We start from the raw sequence: 25005 nt of genomic DNA, 5'->3' as shown, positions 1-25005 counted from the left end.
AAACCACTTGTTCATCCCCGCACCTGGGTGAATGATAGTAGCCATTAATATCATTCCAATAAAACTATAGAGAAACATTCCCCCACGGTAGGTAAAGGTGGACTGCCCATTCAATGAGAAAAAGCCAACAATAGTCAATACTGTTGCAATAATTCCTATAATATTAAGTAAACGGCGACTACTTGCCTGTAAATTAGGTCGAAGTCGATTTAATGGCCACGCAAGCCCTAACCATGAGCCAAGTAAAAGTGAAAAGGCCCGTGTATCGGTTCCATAATAAACCCGGTTGATATTTGCCGGATCGTAAAGAAGAGCCATTTCTATTGCTGACAATACAGCTAATATGAAAACTACCCGTCGCACATTCTGTAGCTTTTTAAAAACCACAAATAACAACGTAATAATCAAAGGCCACAAAAGGTAAAATTGCGCTTCAACCCCTAATGTCCAAAGATGGGTAAAAGGTGAAACGCCACCAAACTGATCAAAGTAGGACTGGCCATGACTGATTTCCCACCAATTATATATCCAAGTTAAATTAGTAACAATTACCGCCCGAATGTTATGGAGTAGCTCTCGTGCAAATAATGTAATGTACGCTGTTGTTAAAATTAACATCGCAATTAATGTCGGATATAGTCTCCGAAACCTTTTTAGATAAAAGTGCCCTAAATTAATATGACCACCATATTTAAGCTGCCGACTAAATTGATAGGTTACAAAATATCCAGAGACTAATAGAAAAAGCGGCACTCCTAAATAACCACCCATTAAAACATTGGGCAATAGGTGGTAAATAATAACTCCTAAGACAGCTAATGTTCGTAAGCCGTCTATCCCTGTAACGAAATAGTGCGACTTCATCCCCTGTGATGGATTAAAATTTGGCTTCATTTACCCAATATGATTTTCTTTTAAGATCGTTTGAACAACCTCTTCAATCTCTGGGGGACGTTTCCATTCTTCCCAATGATCCATTGCTTCAGTTTGCATCTTATAGTGAGTATTTATAAAGTGTTCATATTTAATAACATTTTTAGAATGAGGGATATTTAGTTCTAAAATACGAACCTCTTTAATAAAATCCCGTTCAGCTGCTAATTCTGCACGCCCATTTTGAACCATATTACCAATTTCATAATATTTTGAGCCGTCATTACGGGTAATTTCCTCAATTAATGTTAACGTTTCGTGTTGTTCTTCCACTTATTGAACTGTAACAGACTTTGCGAGGTTACGTGGCTTATCAACATCAAGTCCCTTACCAAGACTAGTGTAGTAAGCCAACAATTGTGCTGGAATTACGCTAAGAAGTGGTGTTAACAGTTCATCGACATCGGGAAGAACGAATGTATCGTCCTCTTTTGCAAGGTGCCGTGAAACAATTGTAATTGCATTGGCCCCACGAGCCTGCGTTTCTTCAAGATTGCTCCGTGTTAAACCAGCAGTCCGGTCTTGGGTAATGATTCCAATCACTGGAGTCTGATCTTCAATTAAAGCAATTGTTCCATGCTTTAATTCACCAGATGCAAAGCCTTCTGCTTGAACATATGAAATTTCCTTTAACTTCAAAGCAGCTTCAAGTGAAACTGACCAATCCATTCCCCGGCCAATGTAGAAGGCGCTTGGAGATTTAGAGAGATAACGAGAAGCAATTTCTTCTACTTTCTTCTCGCTATCAGTGATTGATTGCATACCATTAGCAACTAATCCTAATTGGTGCTTAACATCAAAGTCTTTAGCTGCTTGCTTATCCATGTAAACGCCTAATGCTTGAGCAAGAATAGCTTCGACAGCAATTTGGGCAGTATAGGCTTTTGTTGAAGCCACGGCAATTTCTGGACCAGCGTAAAGTAATTCAGTGTAAGTTGCTTCACGAGAAAGCGTTGACTTGTCAACATTAGTAATTGTTAAGCTTGGCCAGTTATGCTTATTAACATTAACCAGTACTTCCCGACTATCAGCTGTTTCACCACTTTGACTTAAGAAGATAAAGAACGGCTTCTTAGAAAGGAGTGGTTGCTCATAAGCAAATTCTGATGAAATGTGAACAGATGTAGGAATTCCACAAAGTTTTTCAAAAATGCGCGCACCTACTAAGCCAGCATGATAACTTGTACCGGCACCAACGATGTAAAGGTGGTCAGCATCTGCCATATCTTTTAACATCTCTTCATTAATCTGTGCCACATCATTGTCACCAAAGTATTCTTGAACTAACTTCCGCATAACAGCTGGTTGCTCGTCAATTTCCTTTAACATGTAGTATGGGTAAGCACCTTTATCTGCGGCATTAGCATCCATATCAACCTTAAATGTTGGCCGATCAATCTCATTACCATCAAAGTCTTTAACAGTAACGTGATCTGGCTTAACGATTACCAACTCGTGGTCACCGATTTCCATAAAGGTATTAGTTTCCTTAATCATTGACATTGCATCAGAACCAACCATGTTGTAACCATCAGCAATCCCAACTAATAATGGACTCTTATTTTTAGCAACAAATAATGTATCTGGTTGTTCTTTATCCATCAATACAAATGCATATGAAGAATCTGGGCTGATTAAACGAAGAACCTTAAGAAGGGCTGCTTCTGTTGACATTCCAGATTCAACTACAAATTTATCAACTAATTGAACAATTACTTCTGTATCAGTTTGACTAACAAATTTAACGTCAGATAAGTATTCTTTCTTTAAGTCAGCATAATTTTCAATTACACCGTTATGAACTAAGTAGAACCGTTCGTCTTGAGAGTATTGAGGGTGAGCATTGGCTTCATTTGGTTCACCATGAGTAGCCCACCGGGTATGGCCAATACCGGCTAAACCATGGACTTCTTCTCCAAGAGCCGCTTCTAGATTAGCAATCCGACCTGGCCGCTTTACAAGGTAATCATGTCCTTGTTGATCATTAACATAAACTCCTGCAGAGTCATATCCACGATATTCAAGACGCTTTAATCCATCAATTAGAATTGACAAACTCTTGTCAGTTCCTGTAACTCCAACAATTCCACACATTTATTCTACTTCTAATTCCGCGCGGGCAACATCACCGATCCGTTCAACGTATTCATGAACTAATTCTGGCGTAGCTGCTTCAGCCATAATGCGCAAAAGAGGTTCAGTTCCACTAGGACGAACAAGAACCCGTCCGTCCCCGTTCATTTCCTTCTCGACTTGCGCAATAATTTCCTTTAATTTTTGATTTTCCATTGCAGTAGTTTTATCTGCTACCTTAATATTCAATAACTCTTGTGGATAAGTTGTTACATCATTTGCCAATTCAGCGAGTGTCTTCCCAGAGTCTTTAACTACAGACAAGAGTTGCAGTGCGGTAAGCATTCCATCCCCAGTTGTATTGTGATCTAAGAAAATAATATGTCCTGATTGTTCACCACCAAGGTTATAACCATTTTTCAGCATTTCCTCAACAACATACCGGTCACCCACCTTAGTCTTAACACTCTTTAAGTTGTGCGCTTCTAAAGCTTTGTACATTCCCAGATTACTCATCACAGTTGTAACTACTGTATCTTTCTTAAGTAATCCCTTCTTATCCATGTACTTACCACAGATATACATAATCTTATCACCGTCAACAATATTTCCCTCATTATCAACAGCAATGCAACGGTCACCATCACCATCAAATGCTACTCCAAGATCAGCATTATTTCCCACAACCGCTTTTTGGAGGCTCTCTGGGTGAGTTGATCCACAATTTAGGTTAGTATTTAAGCCATCTGGTTGATCATTAATTGGAATAAAGTCCACATTCATATCAGCAAAAAGATTAGAGATAAAGCCACTTGTTGCACCATTAGCAGCATCAACTACCACTTTTAATCCTTCAAGATCACTTGAAACAGTTTGTTCCAAGAATGAAGTGTACTTTAATGCTCCCTCATGATAATCAGCAACTGTTCCTAAGCCTGCATCAGATGGTCGTGGCAACGTATCTTCTTCAGCATCTAGTAATTGTTCAATTTCATATTCCAATTCATCGGATAATTTAAATCCATTACCACCAAAATATTTAATCCCGTTATATTTAATTGGGTTATGACTAGCAGTAATCATAACTCCAGCATCAGCTTCTTGTGCCCGAACAAGGTAAGCAACCCCGGGAGTAGTGACAACCCCTAGCCGTAAAACTTCAATACCAACGGATAATAATCCAGCAATCAATGCATTTTCTAGCATTTCACCTGAAATTCGTGTATCACGAGCAACTAATACTTGAGGTTGTTTTCGTTCTGAGTGCCGAGTAAGGACATATCCACCTGCGCGACCAACACGGAACGCCAATTCTGGACTTAAATCTTGATTTGCAACTCCACGAACTCCATCAGTTCCAAAATATTTTAACTTCATTTATTGATTTCGACTACTTGAACTTGAATCTTCATTACTTATGCTGCTTGAAGATTGGGATGTTTCAGATGAAGAATCTGAAGAGTCATTTCGCGATGTTGCTCTTGAATTACTCTTTGCTTCTTCACTCTCTTCACTACCACTACTACTTGATGAACTATCATTTGAACTGCTGCTTTGTGAACCCGCAGAAATAGGAATAGAAACATTAGTAGTAGTTGGTGAAATCACAACATTAAGTGTTTGACCATTCCGATCAATTGCTTGTAGTGTTACCTGTCGTGCAATACTATCCTTTGCATCGTGCGGAATTGCTACAAAAGCAACAATTCGATTTACTTTATTAACTTCATCTCGTGAACCAGTAACTTGGACAGTCTGAATATCACTATGTGGACGTCCAAGCTTATAGCCATTATCCAAATCTCTAGTACTCAAACGAATAGTTACTTTCATTGTAATCGTCTTGCGTGGTTGAATATTAACATTAATATATTGTGGCTCAATTTTAGAAGTTAATTCTGAATTTAACCCACTCGTTTTTAACTTTACTCGGTGTTTACCAGGAGTCAAGTCAGACAAATCCGCATACACCTTAAAATTTTGAGTATTAGAGGTAGTTGTAACCAATGCGGAAGGACCGGTTACCTTAACCTTAACATATTGAGGATACCCGCTGACAATATACTTATTATTATCAATTGTTACATCAAGGGGCATTCGAAGGGTAACGGATTTATTCGACATTAAAGCACTACTCTGGTTATTATTCCGAGTATTTTGACGAAGGAAGCCGCTTTTGCTCCCATTTACATACATGAATAGAAAGAGTGCTAGGATTAACGAAATAATTCTCAAAAACCATTTCCGGCGAAAGAAGCCTTTAGTGTCCTTGCCCATTTAGTGTCCTTGCCCATGACGGCCACCTCCTTTACGTTGAAACTTAGCATAAAGTTCTGTTACCAAGTTTTCGTGTTGAGGCTCATGCGTATACAACTGAGCACGTAAGAACTTTAGGTATTCATCTCGCGACATGTTTCGAATTAATTCATTATCTTTCGTAATTGAAACTTCGCCGGTTTCTTCTGAAATAACAATTGTCAATGCATCTGTCACTTCACTAATTCCGACAGCAGCCCGATGTCGTGTCCCTAATTCTTTAGGAATCAATTTACTATCAGACAAAGGAAGATAAGCAGCCGCTACTGCAATCCGATTATTTTTTATAATCACTGCTCCATCATGTAAGGGCGTATTAGGAATAAAAGTATTAATAAGTAATGCCCCTGAAATATCAGCATCGAGTGGAATACCTGTTTCAATATACTCTTCTAGACCAGTCTTCATTTGAATACTCATTAAAGCACCAATTCTTCGCTTTGACATGTACTGAATCGCTTGGTCTAATTGCTTAATCATATCTTCTTCTTTCTCATTTGCTGTTTGATTATGAGTAAAGAAAGTTCCTCGACCAAGGTGTTCCAGTCCGCGCCGAATCTCTGGCTGGAAGATAATGACAATTGCAATAACACCCCAGTTGATAATCTGGTCCATTACCCACGAAACAGTACTTAAACCAACATACCAACTAACAATCTTAACCAAAATAATGATCAGAATACCACGAAATAGTTGGACAGCTCTTGTACCACGAATCAACATTAATAACTCGTAGATTAAAAACCAAATTACTAAGATATCAATTAAGTGAATCAGATTCTGCCATGTTAGAAGCGAAATTATAAATTGCATTTAGTGTTCTTGCACTTCATTTGGATGAGCCTTTTCCCAACGGTGCTCAGTCCAGAAGTAAATAGTGATAAGTGCGAAACAAATTGCTGGGACAATGAATGATAACTGCATTGAACCAGTTAAATCTGATACCCGTCCTTGAATTGTTGGAACAATTGCCCCACCAATTAAGGACATAACGATAAATGCACCACCAGTTTCGGTGTACTTCTTTTCATGAATTTGATCAAGGGTATGAGCATAGATCGTTGGCCATTCTGGTCCAAAGAAGAAACTAGTTGCGATTGCCGCAATTACCGCTGTGATGTTAGGAACAGTAAAGGTAATTACTAATGAAATTGTTCCAAGTAATGAGAACCAAGTTAATACCTTAGTAATTGAGTAACGGTCAAGGAACCAGTTTGCAACTAACTTACCAAAGAACCAAGCGATGTAACTATAGATCATGAAAGTTGAAGCAGCTGCATCAGAAATATGAGAATCAAGGCGTAATGCTAACCGAATAGTGAATGACCATACAGTCGTTTGCATACCAGCATAAATAAACTGACAGAGAACCCCTTTCATGTACCGCTTATTGTGGAATAAGTAGTTGAAAGTTTCGCCAAGTGATGGTTGGTCTTCTTTAGTTTCAGAACCAGTTGAGAAGGCCTTAGCGCGAGGCATCTTAGTAACTGCCAAAACGATAAAGATGATGATTAAAACAATCAAGATGTACTTATAAGGCTGCAAAGTCAATTGAAGCAAGTGTTCATTGTAAGCTTCTGCCTCAGATTTTGACATCTTAGCAACCTTGTCGGCAATGTTTCCACCTTCACCGAAAATAAGGTACTTACCAAGAACGATTCCCATGATATCACCAAGAGGAATCAAAACATTAGCAACGTTTAACCGTTTGTTAGCAGTTTCTTTTGGTCCAAACATCGTTGCATACGTATCACAACTAGTTTCAAGAAAACTCAAACCAATAGCAATAGCAAAAATAGCAACTAAAAACATACTATAAGTAGCAACATGTGAAGCTGGGAAAAACATTCCACAACCAATAATATAAAATAATAGCCCAATAAGAATTGCTAACTTATATGATGTCTTCTTAATAAGAATTGAAGCCGGAATTGCCATTAAGAAATAACCACCGTAAAAGGCACTTTGAACAAAGGCCGTTGCAGTATCATTTAAGGTGAAAACCGTCTTAAATTGTGTAATCAAAATATCATTAAGACTGGCCGCTGCTCCCCATAATGGGAAGATTAAACATAAAATAACAAATTGGAACATTGGTGTCCGACTTAAATAACCGTCTGACAGTTGAACCCAACTTTGTCCCTTATCTTTTTTTACTTCATTTTCCATTTAAAATGTTACGCCTGATTCAAGGATAATGTTTGAGTATGGCGTCATTTCCCCTGTCCGAATAAAGGCATGCGTCTTAGCAAGACTCTTCTTAAGCTCACTATGAGGCATAAATGCAATCTCAACATCTGGTAATGCCTTCTTAATATTTTCAAGTTGTTCTGGATTTTGATCCTTGATTTCTTCAGCTAAGTAAATCTTTTGAACCTTCATTTCCTTAAGAACATTATTCAATACGTCCATAAAGCTTGGCAATTCCTTATCAACAGCCAAATCAATCTTCTTAGTACCAAATGGAACGGGCATTCCGGCATCACCAATTGATAACCAATCCATATGTCCCATATTAGCCACGACAGCTGAAACTTCTGAATTAATAATCCCTGTTTTCTTCATTTAATTTTCTGCTAATGCTTTTATAACCGCATCATGGTTTGGAATAGAAGGCATTGCTCCCATTTGTTGGACAGTCAAACTAGATGCTCGTTGTGCGTAGACAAGTGCCTTGTCAACATTTGATAAGTCCTTTTCTAATTGTGAACTTAATGCCCCAAGGAATGTATCACCAGCTGCTGTAGTATCAACTGCCTTAACCTTAAATGCTGGAACTAATCCATGAGCTGTAGGTGTAGAGTAAAATACTCCTTTTGAGCCTAAAGTAATCAAAAGGTGCTTAACTCCCCGTTCACGGAAGTAATCAGCACTCTTTAACATTGATTCTTCATCAGTAATTTCAATACCTGTTAATAAGGCGCATTCACTTTCATTAGGCGTAATAACATCTGTATATTTTAATAACTCTGGTAAAATCTCATGAGCTGGTGCTGGATTTAAAAGAGTAGTAACACCGTATTTTTTAGCTTGCTTAAATGCATCTAAAGCCACTTCTTGTGGTGTTTCAAATTGACTAATTAAAAAGTCAGCATCTTCTAAAACATCATCAATACCTGCAAGAACATCAGTGGTCATTGCTTGATTAGCACCGCCATATACCATAATGTCATTTTGACCATTAGCATCTAAAGTAATCGCAGCACTACCAGTGCCATGTAACTTATCAGTCATGATATGGCGTGTATCAATATGATCATCAGCCAATGATTCAAGCATGTAAGCTCCTTCTTTATCAGAACCAACTGCCCCAATAAAAGCCGTCTTGGCACCAGAGCGGGCTGCTGCAACTGCTTGATTGGCACCCTTACCACCAGGAGCAGAACTCTTACTTACTGCTGAAATGGTTTCACCAGGTTGAGGGAAGCGATCAACGTGATAAGTAGTATCAACGTTAATACTTCCTAAAACAACTACATTATTGCTCATTTAATCTTGCCGGCCGATAATCCTTACTTCGGTTTCAAGATCAACACCAAATTTTTCTTTAACTGTCTTTTGGACATGATGGATAACATTTACGTAGTCTGCTGCGGTTCCATGGTCAATATTAACGATAAAGCCGGCATGCTTAGTCGAAACCTGCGCTCCACCTGAAGTATATCCTTGCAATCCAGCATCATGAATCAACTTTCCGGCATAATATCCTTCTGGCCGTTTAAAGACACTTCCACAAGATGGGAGATCTAATGGCTGCTTAGCCTCTCGCCGTTCATTTAGGTCGTCCATCCTTGCTTTGATATCATCATACTTACCCGGTTCCAAAGCAAACGTAGCATCCAACACGACACCATTATTATCTTGAATACTGCTATGCCGATAGCCAAAGTCTAATTCTTCATTCGTAAGATGTTTGATCGTTCCATCGGGAAGCATTACGGTAGCCTCAGAAACAACATTTTTAGTTTCACCACCATATGCACCGGCATTCATGAAGACAGCCCCACCAATACTGCCCGGAATACCAGCAGCAAATTCTAATCCAGTAAGTTCACTATCACGGGCTGCCTCGGTTGTTGCAATATAAGATGCTCCTGCCTGTGCCGTTACCTTATTATCATGAACTTCAATTTTATTAAGCCGCGTAAGAATAATTGTTAAATCATCTATACCGCCATCGCCAACAATCAAATTACTGGCGTTTCCTAAAACCGTTAAGCCCATTTTATGCTCACGAACATAATCAACCAATTCTTTTACCTGGTCAATCGTTTCGGGAAAAGCCAACCAGTCAGCTGGACCTCCTGTTTTAGTATAGGTGTAATTCATTAATGGTTCATCTTGTTTAATTTCAATATCAGGAAATTCGTTCATCAAATTAGCCATTTAGCCGATTAAATTAATAAAGGGCTGAATCTGTTGTGGGGTAAAATGCTTGCTTTGATAAAGCAGAATGTTAGCGCAAGCCTGGGCATCATCAAGAGCATTATGGTGGTGATGAAGGTCAATATTTAACGCGTCACAAACAGTATTAAGTTTATAATTTGTTAATCCTGGAATCAACTGGCGGCTTGAAGCAACGGTATCGAGCGTCTGGTAGGCGGGGACTTCGATATTGTAATGTTCTAACGTATTCCTTAAAACGCTATTATCAAATCGATTATTATGGGCAATAACTAATTTATCAGGAGTGTAGAATTGGTTGATATGTTCCCATACTTCTGGAAAATCAGGCGCATTTTGGACGTCACGTTCATGAATACCGTGGATCTGTGTATTACGCCAAAAGAATTTAGTATGAGGATTAATTAGGGTGTAAAATTCGTCGGCAATTTGTCCATTCCGAACGATTGTGAGTGCGAGCGAACATGCACTGTAACGCTTACCATTAGCAGTTTCAAAGTCCATTGCTATAAAATTCATTTATTTTTTATGTAGGACTTGCATAATGTTTCGCCAGAAGGATCCCTTTGTTTGCTGTTTACTAACATCTTGCGTTACCTCTACACATCCAAGGTATTTATTTTGATCATCACGTAAGGCATAAAAAGCAATATTTACAGGTTGACCATGATGCTTGATCATAATGCTAATTGAATCACGGTCTCCGCTATGCATATCATGAAGTACTTGCTTAACATGGCCTTGACTATGCCCGGGATGAACCTCAAGCACATGTTTATCTAAGTCTGCATCCGTTCGCTTGAATAAACGATGCCGATTAGCTGATGACCAGCGAATGATATCATTTTCATCAATGAAATCGAATTCTACGGGGATGGTTTCAAAAATAGTATTAAGTTGTTCAATACTTAGTTTTCCACCTTTAAGATTAATATCTGTCATTTACTTTTCCATTGTTTCCTCTTTTTTATTATCGTATTGCATTTGCAGGACATTACGACCCTGCTCAACTGTTTTTCCTATTGTAACAAAGTGTAATTGCTGATAAAGATTAATTGCCGGAATATTATCCTCAAAAACTGTCAGGACCAAATTTTCTAAACTACTATAAGTATTAAACCAATATTCTGCTTCATCGACTAATAAGCGACCGATTCCGTTTCGCCAATACTTTTTCCGTACCACGACTCCTAATTCACCGGTTGTCGGTTGATGATCTAATACCATTACAGTAACCATCCCCACAATCTCTTCGCTGAGCATCGCAAGTAAAATAACACAATCATCAAATTGATTTATTAAATCGATATTTTTTGCTTCTGTCTTTTCACTAATCTCATTTAAATGCGGAACTAATACCGCGTCACTTTCAGTTGCAGTTACCCGTAAAAATTGCAAAACAGCCCCGGCATCCTCACTCGTTGCTAGCTTTATCGAAATGTCATCTGCCATTTATCCCACCACGCTTTTTACAATTTGGTCAAAATGCTGTCCATGGGGTTCAAATTCCAGAACACGAGTATTATCATCATCTGTTCGCTTGAAGTGGATAGCTAAAAAGTCAGCTGGCAATTCATCTTCAACAAATTCAGCCCATTCAACAACTGAAACTCCATCACCATCAAAGTATTCTTCAAGTCCGAGATCTTCTGCTCCCCCATTTTCTAAGCGATATGCATCCATATGGTATAAGGGGAGACGTCCATCTTGATATTCATGAATAATTGTAAAAGTAGGACTTTTAATGATATCAGGAATTTCTAACCCTGCAGCCAATCCCTTGGTAAAAGTAGTCTTGCCTGCTCCTAAATCACCGTCTAAGACTAGCACATCCCCGGCAACTAATTGCTGACCAATTTTCTTTCCAAGGGCAATTGTTGCGTCACGATTCGTTAACGTTAAGCTCTCCATTTACAATGCTTGTGCTGCGGTAATCATTGCAACCTTATAAGCATCATCTTCACTACATCCCCGTGAAAGGTCTGCAATCGGTGCGTTAAGTCCTTGAAGAATAGGACCAACTGCTGTAAACCCGCCAAATCGTTGCGCAATCTTGTAACCAATATTCCCTGCTTCCAGACTTGGGAAAATAAAGACATTGGCATGACCAGCAACTTTTGAATCAGGGGCTTTAAGTTCACCTACTGATGGGACAACAGCAGCATCAAATTGTAGTTCACCATCAGCTGGTAAGTCGGGATCCAATTCATGAACTAGCTTAGCAGCATCCGCAACCTTGGTAACCATTTCGCCCTTAGCAGAACCCTTAGTTGAAAAACTAAGAAGCGCAACCTTAGGATCAATTTCAAATAAGCGAGCTGTTTCTGCACTTTGAATTGCCACTTCAGCCATTGTTGGCGCATCCAATTCAATATTAATTGCACAATCAGCAAAGATATAACGTTGATCGCCTTTAATCATGAGGAAAGCCCCACTAATTCGATGGGCACCAGGCTTAGTCTTAATGATTTGTAATGCAGGCCGAACAGTTGCCCCAGTTGAATGAACAGCACCAGAAACCATTCCATCAGCCTTTCCCATGTAAACAAGCATCGTTCCAAAGTAGCTCACATCTTCAAGCATCTTTTGAATTTCTTCAGGAGTATTCTTCCCTTTGCGCCGTTCCATTAATGAGTCAAACATTGCTTGCTTATCGTCTTCTGGATAAGTTGCTGGATCGATAATTTGAAGGCCAGCAAGATCAAAACCATTTTTACTTGCAACTTCTTTAATCGCTTCTTCATCACCAAGTAAAATTGGCTCTACTAAATTATCTTTCTTTAAACGGACAGCAGCTCCTAAAATCCGCTTATCTTCACCTTCAGGGAAAACAATGGTCTTGTTTTGTCCCTTAATCTTTGCAGCAATCTCATCAAATAATTCCATTTAACGATAATTTGGTTCGGCAGGCAGTTGCCAATCAATTGGCTGTTCTCCCATTGCCTGAAGTGCTTCGTTTGTTTTAGAAAATGGTCGAGACCCAAAGAATCCACGGTTAGCAGATAATGGACTCGGGTGAGCTGATTCGAGAACGATATTTGTCTTCGTATTAATTAACTGTTTCTTATTTCGAGCAGCTCGTCCCCACAAGATGAACACCACTGGTTTAGGACGTTCAGATAAAGCATGAATCGCCGCATCTGTTAATTGCTCCCAGCCATGTCCACGGTGAGAATATGCTTGCCCTGCTCGTACTGTCAAAACCGAATTTAACAACAGGACACCTTGATCAGCCCATTTCTTCAAATAGCCGTGATTTACCGGTGTACAACCTAAATCACTTTGCAATTCTTTGTAAATATTCTGTAATGAAGGCGGGACCGGTACCCCAGGCAGTACTGAAAAACTACACCCATGAGCTTGGTTTGGTCCATGATAAGGATCTTGACCAAGGATAACAACTTTAACCTTACTAAAAGGAGTCCATTCAAATGCTTCAAAAATATGATGCATTTCTGGATAGATCGTTTGATGGGTATATTCTTCTTTTAGGAAATTATGCAATTGCGCATAATATGCACTTTCAAACTGGGGCTTTAAAACTTCCCACCAGTCGTTATGAATTAATTGTTTCACCTATTTGTTTCTACGTTCTTTACAGTTTAAGTTTAACTGATTGCTAATTGAAAATGACATGCTGGTATTAAGATTAGGGGAACGCTTCATTAATCGTGCTAATAAAGGTTCTTGTTCACTTCGTCGAGCCCAATGGTTAAGAATACTAGCGATTAGAATTGCTAAAGGTTCATCTTCTTTTTTATTTATCTTTAATTCATGACAATATCCGCTTGATAGTTTAACGGGTTGAATTGAAAAAACTAAGTGACTACCGGAAAAAACACGGTAACGGCTTGTTAATGGTGAACCAACAACGATCCAGTTAATACCGCGAATATAAATAACCTGTTGAACAAATCCAAGACCTTTCCCAATTGTTCCAACGCGTTGTCGATTAACATATAATGCGAATTTGGGTAACAGTCCAAGAGTTAATTGCTTTACTTCAGCTAATAAGGCTCCATCAATTGCATACAATGATAGGGCATCGTACCTCATTCCCCACTTACCGACAAGAAGATAGCACGATTTACCATTCTTATCGCGAATGACGGTCGTTCCATGTAAATCACTTGAACGATCGCGAATATATAATTGTCGCACTTAATAATGTTTCATAACTCGTTCAATTTCACGGTTTTGTTCACGACGCTTAATTGCTTCACGTTTATCGTACTGGTGTTTACCTTTGGCTAGTCCTAATAAAACTTTTGCATAGCCGTGTTTAATATACATTTTCAAGGGAATAAGCGTAACTCCCTTATCCTGTAAAGCTCCTACAAGCTTATTGATTTCCTTTTTGTGCAATAGCAACTTGCGATTTCTTAATGGATCTTGATTGAAGTAAGTCCCATTATCATACTCACTAATATGCACATTCATTAACCAAGCTTCACCGTTACGAACTTGGGCAAATCCATCTTTCAAATTCACCCGGTGAGCACGAACAGATTTTATCTCCGTCCCCGTTAAAACTAATCCTGCTTCAACAGTATCCGTGACAAAATAATCATGACGTGCCTTTTTATTTTGTGCAATTAAATTGTCATTATTTTCTTGATGGGATTTTTTTGCCATTTAATGGTGGCGACGAACGCCTTCATGATCACGTGAATTATTGTGGTGACGAGTTTGTCCCCGATTTATTTGACGATTATTTTGACGACCATTTTCTTGGTGAGTTCGACGCCATTTTCCTTGAGTATTACGGTAATGATTACCGCTAGTGTTCTCATGACGGGAATTATTATTGGCACGTCCTTTGCGGCCACGACCTCGACCCCGATATTCATCATTACGTGGGACCCGAATCTTTGTCTTTGGTGCTTCTTCAGGGTTAACAATTTCAAAATCAACTTCACGAAGATCTTTATCTGCCCGAACTAACTTAACCTTAATAGGTTGTCCCATTTGGAAAATTCGATGAGAGTTTCGTCCAATTAAGGCCATGTGTTTTTCTGAATATTCATAATAATCATCATTCATGACGCTAATATGAACTAACCCTTCAACTGTATTTGGCAATTCGACGAACAAACCAAACTTCATCACTGAACTTACGACGGCATCAAAGGTTTCGCCAACATGGTCTTCCATGTATTCGGCTTTCTTCATACTATCAACATCACGTTCGGTATCAATTCCCCGCCGTTCGGTAACCGAAGTATGTTCAGCAATTTCTGGAAGCTTATCACGCCAATGGTCCTTAGCTGGTTCGTTTTTACCATGTTCTTCGTACCACTTAATCAAACGGTGAACCGTATCATCAGGGTATCGCCGAATTGGTGAAGTAAAGTGAGTGTAGTATTTAGCGCCTAAGCCAAAGTGACCTAGCTCTTTATCCGAGTATTTAGCTTGTTGCATACTACGTAACATCATCACTTGAACCATTTGCTCTTCAGGAGTACCAGCCACATCCTTCAATACTTTTTGAAGCATCCCTGGTTTAACATTCTTAATATCACCATGAACCTCAATTCCAAACACAGCTAAAAAGTCCACAAATGATTTAATACGTTCACTATCTGGTGTTTCATGGATCCGGTAAAGGAATGGAACGTGTTCCTTAAAGTAGTGTTCAGCAACTGTTTCATTAGCAGCTAACATAAAGGATTCAATCATCCGTTCAGAAAGTCCCCGATCTCGTAGTTGAATATCAGTTGGGTGACCCTTTTCATCCACAATAATCTTTGCTTCAGGAGCTTCAAAGTCAATAGCACCACGTTTTTTCCGATTCTTAAGCAGTAATTTGTGAATCTCCCCCATTGTTTCAAACATTGGAACAAGATCTTCATATTGCTTCATCGTTTTAGCATCATGCGACTCCAGAATCTTATTAACTGCTTTATAAGTCATTCGGGCATGTGATTTCATAACACTTTGGAAGATTCGGTGATTAACAATTTTCCCTTGCTCATCAATTTCCATTTCGCAACTCATAGCAAGGCGTTCTTCATTAGGATTTAAAGAGCAAATTCCATTAGAAAGCCGCTTAGGAAGCATTGGAACTACCCGATCAGTTAGATAAACAGATGTACCACGCTTAAATGCTTCTTGATCAAGCGGTGTACCTGGCTTTACATAGTGAGTAACATCCGCAATATGAACCCCAAGGTGGTAGTGCCCATTGTCCATCTTCCAAGCTACCACCGCATCATCCAAGTCTTTTGATTCAATTGCATCAATGGTAACAAGCGGTTGGTCAGTAATATCCACCCGACCCTTTTTTTCTTCTGGGAGAACATGAAGCGGAATCTTATTAGCTTGTTCCATCACTTCTTTAGGGAATTCATGAGGGACGTCGTGAGCATAGATTACTGACATAATATCAATACCCGGCTCATCCTTATCACCAATCACTTCAGTAACGGCACCCGTCATTACTTCCGGTGCCTCATCACTAGGATAAGTCTCAACAGTAGCTGTTACTACTTGGCCGTCAAGTGGTTTTAATCCCTTGTCCGTTACATAGAAATGATACTGCGATAATTTCTTATCTTTAAGCAAAATTTCACCAATGTAATCATCGCCGATAGTCGCTTGCTTAAATTCACCAACTACATTTTCATATTTATGTTCAACAATCCGGGTTACTTGACCTTCTGGACCCTGATCACTACCTGCTTTTGCTGGACGTAATACTTTAACTTCTACCTGGTCCCCATTTAATGCATGCAAAGTATGATCAGGATTAATATACATGTCTGGAAGATCAGGGTCATAGTCTACAAAACCGAACCCCTTATCGTTTCCGTGGAAAGTTCCAATAAGTGGTTGCTGTTTAATAACTGCTTCGAATTCACCATGATCAGTTACTTGAACCTTTTTCTCTCTTTCCAATTGAGCAAGAGATTGAACGATCGGTGTAAACTGCTCAGCATCATCCATCCCTAATTGATGAGCAAGTTTTTCTGCTGAGTAACTCACACCTGCATTATCTGTTAAATGTGTTAATATTTTTTCTTTTAAATTATTTGTTGTCATTTATTTGTTGTCATTAGAAGGCACCTCGAATAAATTTTGTAAATATTTTTCTACATCGGCAAATAGTTGACGATGAGCGGTATTAACTGTTAATAAGTGAGTAGCGGTTGGGTAGTAATGGTAATCAACTGCAACCCCATTCTCCTGTAATTTTGTTTTTAATTGCAGTCCAGACGCTGGATCAATCATTTCATCTGTGCCTCCTTGTGCAATAAAGAATGGCTGATGAATCTGATCTAATTGGTCACAAATTTGATGCGCCATTGTTTGAATTTGTGCTAGTTGTTGGGGGAGTCGTTCAGTCAATTTAGCAACCTTTTCCTTAGTAATTAATGGGTTGATTTTTTGCTGACGATAATACTTTGCCGCAATTTTAGGGAAGTATTCCGGAACATTCGATTGTCCCCAGGTGGTAATTGGGGATGCAAAAACACCACCACCTAATAATTGCGGATCATTCTCAAGAGCTCTTGTTGCAAGTAAACCACCAAGCGATAACCCAAAAATTGCAATTTGATCAATTCCCGCATCGCGTAAACGAAAGATTGCCATCCGGGTATCATCCCACCAATCATCTGGACCATTGCTTTCTAGTACCTTTCGTGGATCACCACCATGCCCACTCAAAAGCGGTGCGAAAACCGTATATCCTTGCCAGTTAAGCTGACGTCCCAGCATTCGAACATCATTCGTATTTCCTGTATATGCATGAAGCAAAATAACTCCATGCCGTCCACTATGGGGAAAGAAAAAAGACTCACCAGTATACGTTATCACTTAATGTGACGAAACGTAAATCATCGCTAATGCCAGAATAAAGAAGAGTGCTCCACAAATTGTTGTAACAATCTGCATAACAGCTTCAAATCCCCGCGCTTTACGACGTGAGAATAAGTCACCCGCACCACCTGTCAAAGCTGACATTGCATCATTATCGTTTTTTGCTGGTTGCATCATTACACACGCAATTAATACAACGCAATCAATTAAGAATAAAGTCATTAATGTGTTATACAACTATCCTTGTGCATAATGCGCAGCCCGACTTATCTCATGGTAAACTTGTCTAGTAGTTGCTGAATTGGCCCGCAAAATTAACGTATCGCCAGCTTGCAGCTTTGTTTGACCATTCGGAATGATCTTTTCTTCTCCCCGATAGACAACCATCACAATACAATCAGTTGGCCATGGAAAATCTTTAATTTTACAACCATCCAACTGGGCGCCAGCATAAATGGTAATCGACATCGTAACATCCTCTTTATGGCGTGCTGGTTGCGGATTATTTCCAATAAAGGCGTTAAACATTGCTGTATATACTGGTTCACCGTGTAACGCATCCACAACAAGATAAGCTACTACTGCTACCAAGGCTAATGGCATTAAGTGCGCAAGTGAGCCAACCATTTCAGTAATTAATAAAATAGCAGTAAATGGCGCCTTACTAATACATGCAAAATAACCTGCCATTCCATAGATAATAAAATTAGGTAAATATCGAACTGGCATTAATCCCAAACGGACCATTAACGCACAATAGACTGCGCCTAAAATAGCGCCAAGAGTTAAAATTGGCAAAAATATCCCACCCGGTAATTGCGAACCATAACTAATCATTGAAAATACAAAGCGAAGGACAAAAAGCCCCACAAAAAGCGCTAAAGAAAATGGCAAGGAACGTAAAATAATAATTAATTCATTTCCCCCGCCCAACGTGATTGGAAAATACCAGGCGATAGGAATAACCAGCAAAAACGGAATAATTGGATAAGCAATAGGAGATAGTTTAGGAATCCGTGCCGTCCAACCATTCAAATGCAAAATAACAATTTGGTAAAGACGCCCTAAGATACCTAATAAAATACCAAGCGCAATCAAATGCCAATAAAGATTATTAGGAAGCATATGATTATAAGGAACATTCAAAACCGGTCGTAAGCCAAAAAACTGCATCGAAACCATATTAGAACAAAGCGAACTCACAAATGTTGCCAACCAAATTACCGGTGAAAAATTATGATACACTTCTTCCAAAATAAAGATAGTCGCAGCGATTGGCGCATTAAAGGCTGCAGATAATCCTGCTGCTGCTCCACTTGCGATCCCTATTTGGCGATTAAGGTGCCCTACTTTGGCCTTTTCCTCTACTCCTTGCCCAATTGTTGCCCCAAGTTGAATTGATGGTCCTTCACGTCCGAGATATAATCCAGATCCAATAGCGAAAACTCCGCCAAGAAATTTTCGCCATAACACTGGCCACCATTTTTCATCAAATTGGTTAGTCAACTGTCCCTCAACCTGTGGAATCCCCGACCCTTTTATCTCAGGATAGGATTGAGCTAACCATCCTAATAATAATGCTAAAATAATTGATCCAATTGTCCATGGTATTAGCCATAATGGATGAGAATGAAAATATGCAAAACTTGCTGTTACTAATTGTAAAAAGTGTTGAATTATGAGTCTAAATACACTAACTACTAAACCAGTCAATATTCCAATAATGATCGCCCGAATTAGTTGATTGAACTGATTATAGCGATGAAATACCTCTTTTCTACTCTCCATTTATGCTTTTTCGTTTTTAAAACCATGCCGAACAAGGTATACAGTGACTGCTAGAATCAATACTGCAGCACCAACAATAACCGAAATCCGTGTGTCAGGATTAATAAACATAAAGATAACGATCACAATCAACATGAGAAATGCAAAATAATTTGAAAATGGATATAGTGGTAATTTGAATGGATGATCAACCATCAAGTCTTTATTATTACGACGGAAACGTAATTCTGCTAGTAAAATTACAAACCATGGAATCATTCCGGGTAAAACAGAAGAACTGAAGACAACCACGAACATATCAGCAGTTGAATGGCTATAAGTTGCCGAAATCATATCAATAATAAAGCCAATCAAAATACCACCGGAAATACCAAGGATGGCAGCATCGGGAACGATCCGTTTTGAAAGACGACCAAAAATCTTAGGAGCATCCCCTTCATGAGATAGCTTAAACAGCATCCGACTTGAACTGTAAATACCCGAATTAGCACCTGATAATGCAGCGGTTAAAACCACAAAGTTAATGATTGATGCTGCAGCTGTAATTCCGACCTTAGCAAAAGTAGATACAAATGGTGATCCAACACTGCTTAATTCATTCCAAGGATAAATTGTTACAATTACAAAAATTGCGCCAACGTAGAAAATTAAAATCCGGAATAAAACAGACTTAACAGATTTAACAATTGCTTTTTGCGGATTTGCTACTTCCCCGGCAGAAATTCCTAGCAATTCGATTCCTTCATAAGATCCAACGATAATTGACATTGAGAAGAAGAAACCACTCCAGCCACCAGTGAAAAATCCACCATGAGACCAAAGATTGCTGAAACCGGTTGGATGACCGCCATTACCAAAGCCAAAGAAGATAATCATAAATCCAAGTAAGATCATAAAGATAATAGTAATAACTTTGATCATCGCAAACCAAAATTCAAGCGACCCATATGCTTTTGCACTCGCTAAATTAGCGAGGACCAAGAAAATAATAATAACAATTCCAGCTACCCAAGTATGAAGGTGTGGCCACCAATATTTAAGGTATTCAGTTGCTGCTACTACTTCAGACATTCCTACAACAATATACTCAAATACGTTAGCCCATTTAGCAAGGTATCCAGCTACTGGATGAACATATTCAGTTGCATAATCCGCAAAAGAACCTGTTCCAGGATTAATGTAAATCATCTCTCCTAACGCTCTCATAACAATATATAGAATTAAGCCGACAAACGCATATGCGAGGATAACAGATGGCCCGGTCCACTTGATTGTAGATGTTGATCCCATAAACAGTCCAACACCAATCGCTCCACCAAGGGAAATCATTTCCATCTGACCAGCAGTCATCGAACGATTAAGTTCTGGTGCCGATTTTTTCATTTAACGATTTTCGATGTCTTGACGAGCTTGTTGACTCAAGTTGTAGAATGAGTGGATACCCTTGTATTGAGCAACATCACCAAGTTGATCTTCAATCCGCATTAATTGGTTGTACTTAGCAAGACGGTCAGTCCGGCTCATAGAACCAGTCTTGATTTGTCCGGCGTTTGTAGCAACAACCAAGTCAGCAATAGTAGTGTCTTCAGTTTCACCAGAACGGTGTGAAACGATGGCAGTGTAACCAGCTTCCTTAGCCATTTCGATAGCTTCAACAGTTTCAGTTAAAGTACCAATTTGGTTAAGCTTGATTAAGATTGAGTTAGCAGCACCCATTTGGATACCCTTCTTCAAGTAATCAGTGTTAGTTACAAAGAAGTCATCACCAACAAGTTGAACCTTCTTGCCTAACTTATCAGTAATAGTTACCCAATCATCCCAGTTGTTTTCGTCAATTGGGTCTTCAACAGATACTACTGGGTACTTTTCAATAATACCGGATAAGTAGTTAATCCATTCTTCAGTGGTGTATTCTTCACCAGTTGACCAACGAAGCTTGTACTTCTTGTCTTCGTCGTTCCATAATTCTGAAGCGGCAACGTCAAAGGCAATGGCAATGTCCTTACCTGGCTTGTAACCAGCATCTTCAATAGCCTTGATTAAGTATTCGAATGGTTCTTCGTTGTTAGCAAAGTCAGGAGCAAATCCACCTTCGTCACCAACAGAGGTTACTTTACCAGCAGCTTCCAATTCCTTCTTCAAAGCGTGGAAAGTTTCTGAACCCCAACGAATAGCTTCACGTACAGTTGGTGCACCAACTGGCATAATCATGAATTCTTGGAAGTCAACCTTGTTATCTGAGTGAGCACCACCGTTAATAACGTTCATCATTGGTGTTGGCAATACATGAGCGTTGAAACCACCAAGGTAGTTGTAAAGAGGTACTTGTAATTCGTCAGCAGCAGCCCGAGCAGCAGCTAATGAAACAGCTAAAATAGCGTTAGCACCTAACTTACCCTTGTTTGGAGTACCGTCTAACTTAATCATTGCCTTATCGATAGCGATTTGGTCAGTAACTTCCATCCCTACGATTTCCTTAGCAATAATGTTGTTTACGTTTGAAACAGCCTTTAAAACACCCTTGCCGCCAAAACGGTTCTTGTCGCCGTCACGTAATTCAACAGCTTCGTGTTCACCAGTTGAAGCACCTGAAGGAACGATACCGCGGCCTACACCACCGGCTTCTGTGTAAACTTCTGCTTCAACTGTTGGGTTACCACGTGAATCAAGGACTTCACGTGCATAAATATCTGTAATGAGTGACATCTAATGGTGAACTAATTGTAAAAATGTTTCTGGATTTAGGCTCGCCGCTCCGACTAAAACACCATCAATATCATTTTTTGCCATTAGTGCATTGATATTAGATGTTGTCACACTTCCTCCATAGAGAATTCGAACATTATTTGCAACTTCATCGCCATACATATCACTAATCGTCTGGCGAATAAGGTAACAACCTTCCGCCGCTTGTTCTGGATCAGCACTCTCGCCTGTTCCAATCGCCCAACTAGGTTCATAAGCAACCGTAACATGACAAATTTCGTCATTGGTCAATCCATGAAGATCAGCGAGAATTCGGCTCACCACCCAATGAACTTTCTTTCCAGCAACTCGTCGACGCATAGTATCATCACAACAAACAATCGGACATAACCCGTTTACTAATGCTGCCTTCACTTTTTTATTAATTAATTCATCAGTTTCATTAAAGTAAGTTCGGCGTTCAGAATGGCCTAAAATTACATGATGGATTCCTGCTTGGTATAAAGCATATGGACTTGTTTCACCAGTATAGGCTCCTTCATTCTTATAATAGCAGTTTTCTGCCATTATTTTTAATGGAGATTCTTTAGCCGCTTTAACCATTGGTACCAAACAAAGAGTAGGAGCAGCAATTGCTGTTTCAAGTTGGTCGGCAGGTGGAAGCTGATTTTTTATTTTTTCGATAAAAGAGACAGCTTCTTGTACATCCTTATGCATTTTCCAATTGCCAGCAATAATCGGTACTCTCATTTATTTGTCAGAAATTGCGGCAATTCCAGGCAATTCTTTACCTTCAAGGTAAGTTAATGATGCACCACCACCAGTTGAAATGTGAGTAAGCTTATCAGCAACACCCAATTCCTTAACTGCAGCAGTTGAGTCTCCTCCACCAACAATTGTTGTAGCTTCTGTTAATGTACCAAGGAATTTACCAATTTCAAGCGTACCCTTAGCAAAGTTTGGCATTTCAAATACACCCATTGGTCCATTCCAAACAACAGTCTTGGCATCTTTTAATACGTTCTTGAACTCTTCAACAGACTTAGGACCAATATCAAGAGCCATCCAACCGTCGTCAATATCACCTTCAACAACCTTTGTATCAGCATCATTGTTGAACTTATCAGCTACTACATTATCAATTGGCAATACAAGCTTATTGCCAGCTTTGTCTAAGATTTGCTTAGCAACGTCAATCTTGTCTTTTTCAACAAGTGAGTTACCAACCTTGATTCCCTTAGCAGCGTAGAAGGTATAAGCCATTCCACCACCGATAATAATCTTGTCTGCCTTGTCAAGAAGGTTATCAATAACACCAATCTTATCAGAAACCTTTGCACCACCAAGAATGGCAACAAATGGACGTTCAGGATTATCTACTGCATCACCTAAGAACTTGATTTCCTTTTCCATCAAGTAACCAGCTGCTGCTTTGCCTGGCATGTTAGTAGCAATACCAACATTAGAAGCGTGCTTACGGTGAGCTGTACCAAAAGCATCATTTACAAATACATCACCAAGAGAAGCCCAGTACTTACCTAATTCAGGATCATTACCAGATTCACGCTTTACATATTCGCCATCCTTAACGTCTTCGTAACGGGTGTTTTGGACAAGTAAAACATCACCATTCTTCATGTTGTCGATAGCATCTTCTAATTGCTTACCTTCAGTAACTGGAACAAATGTTACTGGCTTGTTTAGTAAGTTAGAAAGACGTTCTGCAACTGGGCGAAGTGAAAGTCCAGGCTTATCTTCTTCTTTTTTAATTCGGCCAAGGTGTGAGAATAAGATTGCTCGACCACCATGGTCAATAACATATTTAATTGTTGGTAAAGCTGCAACAATTCGATTGTCGTCACCAACAACGCCGTCTTTAATTGGAACATTAAAGTCAACACGCATTAATACTTTCTTGCCTTCTAAAGGAAGGTCTTCAACAGTTAATTTAGCCATTTAAAGAGTAGCAAAGTGAAGTAAAGTCCGGATCATGTTGCTAGTGAAACCGTATTCGTTGTCGTACCAAGCAACAGTCTTAACTAATTGTGAACCATCGTCACCTTCCATAATTTCAGTTTGGGAAGGATCGAATACTGAACCGTATGTTGAACCGATAATATCAGTTGAAACAATTTCATCTTCAGTGTAACCGAATGCTGGGTTAGTAGCCTTCTTCATAGCATCGTTGATTTGGTCAACAGTAACCTTCTTGTCCAAAATTGAAACAAGTTCAGTTAATGAACCATCAACAACACCAACACGTTGTGCGTGACCTGAAAGCTTACCGTTTAATTCAGGAATAACTAAACCAATAGCCTTAGCAGCACCACTTGAGTGAGGAATAGTGTTTACACTTGCAGTACGGTTGTTACGCATCTTCTTACCACGAGGACCATCAAGGATAGCTTGAGTAGAAGTAAATGCGTGGATAGTAGTCATAGTACCAACCTTAACACCAAATTCGTCATTTAAGACCTTAGCCATTGGTGCCAAGCAGCTAGTAGTACATGAACCAGCTGATACGATAATGTCATCCTTAGTCAAAGTATCAAGGTTAACACCAGGAACAACAGTTGGGATGTTACCAGCAGGTGCTGAAATCAATACACGCTTTGCACCAGCGTCAATGTGTGCTTGTGACTTTTCAGCAGAAGTGTAGAAACCAGTACATTCAAGAACAAAGTCAACACCATCGTTCTTTACCCAAGGAATGTTACGAGCATCGCGTTCAGCGTATACAGGGTATTCCTTACCATCAACAACAATACCAGTATCAGTAGATGTAACTTCACCTGGGAACTTACCATGAGTTGAGTCATACTTAAGTAAGTAAGCCAACATAGAAGGAGTAGTCAAATCGTTGATTGCAACAACTTCAATATCATTTGTGTTAAGTTCGTGAATCCGACGAAATGCTAAACGACCAATACGGCCAAAACCGTTAATACCAATTTTTACAGTCAT

Annotated in this window: 27 protein-coding genes (1 of these 27 running past the window's edge); all 27 read right to left on the bottom strand. The window is 39.3% G+C overall.

The genetic code is table 11. The annotated features are described in order from the left end of the window. Tightly spaced (each overlapping or abutting the next), the 27 genes in view from HHK02_RS02890 to gap form a layout consistent with a single transcriptional unit that may run on beyond the window. Positions 1-894 carry the beginning of an acyltransferase family protein gene (locus tag HHK02_RS02890; protein ID WP_181462742.1) on the bottom strand. 972 nt of this gene lie to the left of the window's left edge, so the window shows 894 of its 1866 coding nt (coding positions 1-894); its start codon is at positions 892-894; the stop codon falls past the left edge of the window. Further along, a complete protein-coding gene (locus HHK02_RS02885) occupies positions 895-1206 on the bottom strand; it encodes a hypothetical protein (protein WP_003666468.1) in 312 nt (103 codons plus the stop codon). Further along, a complete protein-coding gene (gene glmS / locus HHK02_RS02880; protein ID WP_181462741.1) occupies positions 1207-3027 on the bottom strand; it encodes a glutamine--fructose-6-phosphate transaminase (isomerizing) in 1821 nt (606 codons plus the stop codon). It abuts the gene before it with no gap. Continuing rightward, positions 3028-4383: a phosphoglucosamine mutase gene (gene glmM, locus HHK02_RS02875; protein ID WP_181462740.1), complete on the bottom strand. Its 1356-nt coding sequence runs from the start codon at positions 4381-4383 to the stop codon at positions 3028-3030. Then, positions 4384-5283, bottom strand: a complete 900-nt coding sequence (locus HHK02_RS02870; protein WP_152738143.1) for a CdaR family protein — start codon at positions 5281-5283, stop codon at positions 4384-4386. Then, complete coding sequence (cdaA, locus tag HHK02_RS02865; protein ID WP_003666462.1) at positions 5284-6135, bottom strand: diadenylate cyclase CdaA; 852 nt, start codon at positions 6133-6135, stop codon at positions 5284-5286. It lies immediately after the preceding gene. Further along, positions 6136-7491: an L-fucose:H+ symporter permease gene (gene fucP, locus HHK02_RS02860; protein ID WP_078009116.1), complete on the bottom strand. Its 1356-nt coding sequence runs from the start codon at positions 7489-7491 to the stop codon at positions 6136-6138. Continuing rightward, positions 7492-7887, bottom strand: coding sequence for a D-ribose pyranase (gene rbsD / locus HHK02_RS02855; RefSeq protein WP_098046458.1), 396 nt, complete (start codon positions 7885-7887; stop codon positions 7492-7494). It abuts the gene before it with no gap. Next, the gene (gene rbsK / locus HHK02_RS02850) at positions 7888-8811 is read right to left on the bottom strand and encodes a ribokinase (RefSeq protein WP_107690254.1); all 924 of its coding nucleotides are present in this window, start codon (positions 8809-8811) and stop codon (positions 7888-7890) included. After that, complete coding sequence (gene murB, locus HHK02_RS02845; protein WP_019253910.1) at positions 8812-9708, bottom strand: UDP-N-acetylmuramate dehydrogenase; 897 nt, start codon at positions 9706-9708, stop codon at positions 8812-8814. After that, positions 9709-10245, bottom strand: a complete 537-nt coding sequence (locus tag HHK02_RS02840) for a 3'-5' exonuclease (RefSeq protein WP_003666457.1) — start codon at positions 10243-10245, stop codon at positions 9709-9711. It abuts the gene before it with no gap. Further along, positions 10246-10668: a PAS domain-containing protein gene (locus tag HHK02_RS02835; RefSeq protein WP_181462739.1), complete on the bottom strand. Its 423-nt coding sequence runs from the start codon at positions 10666-10668 to the stop codon at positions 10246-10248. After that, a complete protein-coding gene (locus HHK02_RS02830; RefSeq protein WP_181462738.1) occupies positions 10669-11178 on the bottom strand; it encodes a GNAT family N-acetyltransferase in 510 nt (169 codons plus the stop codon). It lies immediately after the preceding gene. Next, positions 11179-11637, bottom strand: a complete 459-nt coding sequence (gene tsaE / locus HHK02_RS02825) for a tRNA (adenosine(37)-N6)-threonylcarbamoyltransferase complex ATPase subunit type 1 TsaE (protein ID WP_003667485.1) — start codon at positions 11635-11637, stop codon at positions 11179-11181. Beyond that, positions 11638-12612, bottom strand: coding sequence for a phosphate acetyltransferase (gene pta, locus HHK02_RS02820; protein ID WP_003666452.1), 975 nt, complete (start codon positions 12610-12612; stop codon positions 11638-11640). Continuing rightward, a complete protein-coding gene (locus tag HHK02_RS02815; protein ID WP_003676241.1) occupies positions 12613-13302 on the bottom strand; it encodes a uracil-DNA glycosylase in 690 nt (229 codons plus the stop codon). Beyond that, positions 13303-13887 carry an LURP-one-related/scramblase family protein gene (locus HHK02_RS02810; RefSeq protein ID WP_003667483.1) on the bottom strand — a complete coding sequence of 195 codons (585 nt, stop codon included), beginning with the start codon at positions 13885-13887 and terminating at the stop codon, positions 13303-13305. Continuing rightward, a complete protein-coding gene (gene smpB, locus HHK02_RS02805) occupies positions 13888-14361 on the bottom strand; it encodes an SsrA-binding protein SmpB (RefSeq protein WP_003666449.1) in 474 nt (157 codons plus the stop codon). Then, positions 14362-16767: a ribonuclease R gene (gene rnr / locus HHK02_RS02800; protein WP_181462737.1), complete on the bottom strand. Its 2406-nt coding sequence runs from the start codon at positions 16765-16767 to the stop codon at positions 14362-14364. Continuing rightward, positions 16768-17544 carry an alpha/beta hydrolase gene (locus HHK02_RS02795; protein WP_181462736.1) on the bottom strand — a complete coding sequence of 259 codons (777 nt, stop codon included), beginning with the start codon at positions 17542-17544 and terminating at the stop codon, positions 16768-16770. It abuts the gene before it with no gap. Next, complete coding sequence (gene secG / locus HHK02_RS02790) at positions 17545-17784, bottom strand: preprotein translocase subunit SecG (protein ID WP_003667480.1); 240 nt, start codon at positions 17782-17784, stop codon at positions 17545-17547. It lies immediately after the preceding gene. Continuing rightward, positions 17785-19335, bottom strand: a complete 1551-nt coding sequence (locus HHK02_RS02785; RefSeq protein ID WP_181462735.1) for a ClC family H(+)/Cl(-) exchange transporter — start codon at positions 19333-19335, stop codon at positions 17785-17787. It lies immediately after the preceding gene. Next, positions 19336-20718, bottom strand: coding sequence for an amino acid permease (locus HHK02_RS02780; protein WP_035159750.1), 1383 nt, complete (start codon positions 20716-20718; stop codon positions 19336-19338). Then, positions 20719-22041, bottom strand: a complete 1323-nt coding sequence (gene eno / locus HHK02_RS02775) for a phosphopyruvate hydratase (protein WP_003666443.1) — start codon at positions 22039-22041, stop codon at positions 20719-20721. Further along, positions 22042-22791: a triose-phosphate isomerase gene (gene tpiA / locus HHK02_RS02770; protein WP_003670435.1), complete on the bottom strand. Its 750-nt coding sequence runs from the start codon at positions 22789-22791 to the stop codon at positions 22042-22044. After that, positions 22792-23997: a phosphoglycerate kinase gene (locus HHK02_RS02765; protein ID WP_181462734.1), complete on the bottom strand. Its 1206-nt coding sequence runs from the start codon at positions 23995-23997 to the stop codon at positions 22792-22794. After that, complete coding sequence (gene gap / locus HHK02_RS02760; protein ID WP_003666436.1) at positions 23998-25005, bottom strand: type I glyceraldehyde-3-phosphate dehydrogenase; 1008 nt, start codon at positions 25003-25005, stop codon at positions 23998-24000.

It is taken from the genome of Limosilactobacillus reuteri (assembly GCF_013694365.1).
GTDB classification, from domain to species: domain Bacteria; phylum Bacillota; class Bacilli; order Lactobacillales; family Lactobacillaceae; genus Limosilactobacillus; species Limosilactobacillus reuteri_E.
This window is presented reverse-complemented; position numbering and strand designations above follow the sequence as displayed.

Bases quoted from the DNA above. Each gene is read 5' to 3' on its own strand.
- glmS (WP_181462741.1), bottom strand. From the start codon at position 3,027: ATGTGTGGAATTGTTGGAGTTACAGGAACTGACAAGAGTTTGTCAATT.
- glmM (WP_181462740.1), bottom strand. From the start codon at position 4,383: ATGAAGTTAAAATATTTTGGAACTGATGGAGTTCGTGGAGTTGCAAAT.
- HHK02_RS02870 (WP_152738143.1), bottom strand. From the start codon at position 5,283: ATGGGCAAGGACACTAAAGGCTTCTTTCGCCGGAAATGGTTTTTGAGA.
- cdaA (WP_003666462.1), bottom strand. From the start codon at position 6,135: ATGCAATTTATAATTTCGCTTCTAACATGGCAGAATCTGATTCACTTA.
- fucP (WP_078009116.1), bottom strand. From the start codon at position 7,491: ATGGAAAATGAAGTAAAAAAAGATAAGGGACAAAGTTGGGTTCAACTG.
- rbsD (WP_098046458.1), bottom strand. From the start codon at position 7,887: ATGAAGAAAACAGGGATTATTAATTCAGAAGTTTCAGCTGTCGTGGCT.
- rbsK (WP_107690254.1), bottom strand. From the start codon at position 8,811: ATGAGCAATAATGTAGTTGTTTTAGGAAGTATTAACGTTGATACTACT.
- murB (WP_019253910.1), bottom strand. From the start codon at position 9,708: ATGGCTAATTTGATGAACGAATTTCCTGATATTGAAATTAAACAAGAT.
- HHK02_RS02840 (WP_003666457.1), bottom strand. From the start codon at position 10,245: ATGAATTTTATAGCAATGGACTTTGAAACTGCTAATGGTAAGCGTTAC.
- HHK02_RS02835 (WP_181462739.1), bottom strand. From the start codon at position 10,668: ATGACAGATATTAATCTTAAAGGTGGAAAACTAAGTATTGAACAACTT.
- HHK02_RS02830 (WP_181462738.1), bottom strand. From the start codon at position 11,178: ATGGCAGATGACATTTCGATAAAGCTAGCAACGAGTGAGGATGCCGGG.
- tsaE (WP_003667485.1), bottom strand. From the start codon at position 11,637: ATGGAGAGCTTAACGTTAACGAATCGTGACGCAACAATTGCCCTTGGA.
- pta (WP_003666452.1), bottom strand. From the start codon at position 12,612: ATGGAATTATTTGATGAGATTGCTGCAAAGATTAAGGGACAAAACAAG.
- smpB (WP_003666449.1), bottom strand. From the start codon at position 14,361: ATGGCAAAAAAATCCCATCAAGAAAATAATGACAATTTAATTGCACAA.
- rnr (WP_181462737.1), bottom strand. From the start codon at position 16,767: ATGACAACAAATAATTTAAAAGAAAAAATATTAACACATTTAACAGAT.
- HHK02_RS02785 (WP_181462735.1), bottom strand. From the start codon at position 19,335: ATGGAGAGTAGAAAAGAGGTATTTCATCGCTATAATCAGTTCAATCAA.
- HHK02_RS02780 (WP_035159750.1), bottom strand. From the start codon at position 20,718: ATGAAAAAATCGGCACCAGAACTTAATCGTTCGATGACTGCTGGTCAG.
- eno (WP_003666443.1), bottom strand. From the start codon at position 22,041: ATGTCACTCATTACAGATATTTATGCACGTGAAGTCCTTGATTCACGT.
- tpiA (WP_003670435.1), bottom strand. From the start codon at position 22,791: ATGAGAGTACCGATTATTGCTGGCAATTGGAAAATGCATAAGGATGTA.
- HHK02_RS02765 (WP_181462734.1), bottom strand. From the start codon at position 23,997: ATGGCTAAATTAACTGTTGAAGACCTTCCTTTAGAAGGCAAGAAAGTA.
- gap (WP_003666436.1), bottom strand. From the start codon at position 25,005: ATGACTGTAAAAATTGGTATTAACGGTTTTGGCCGTATTGGTCGTTTA.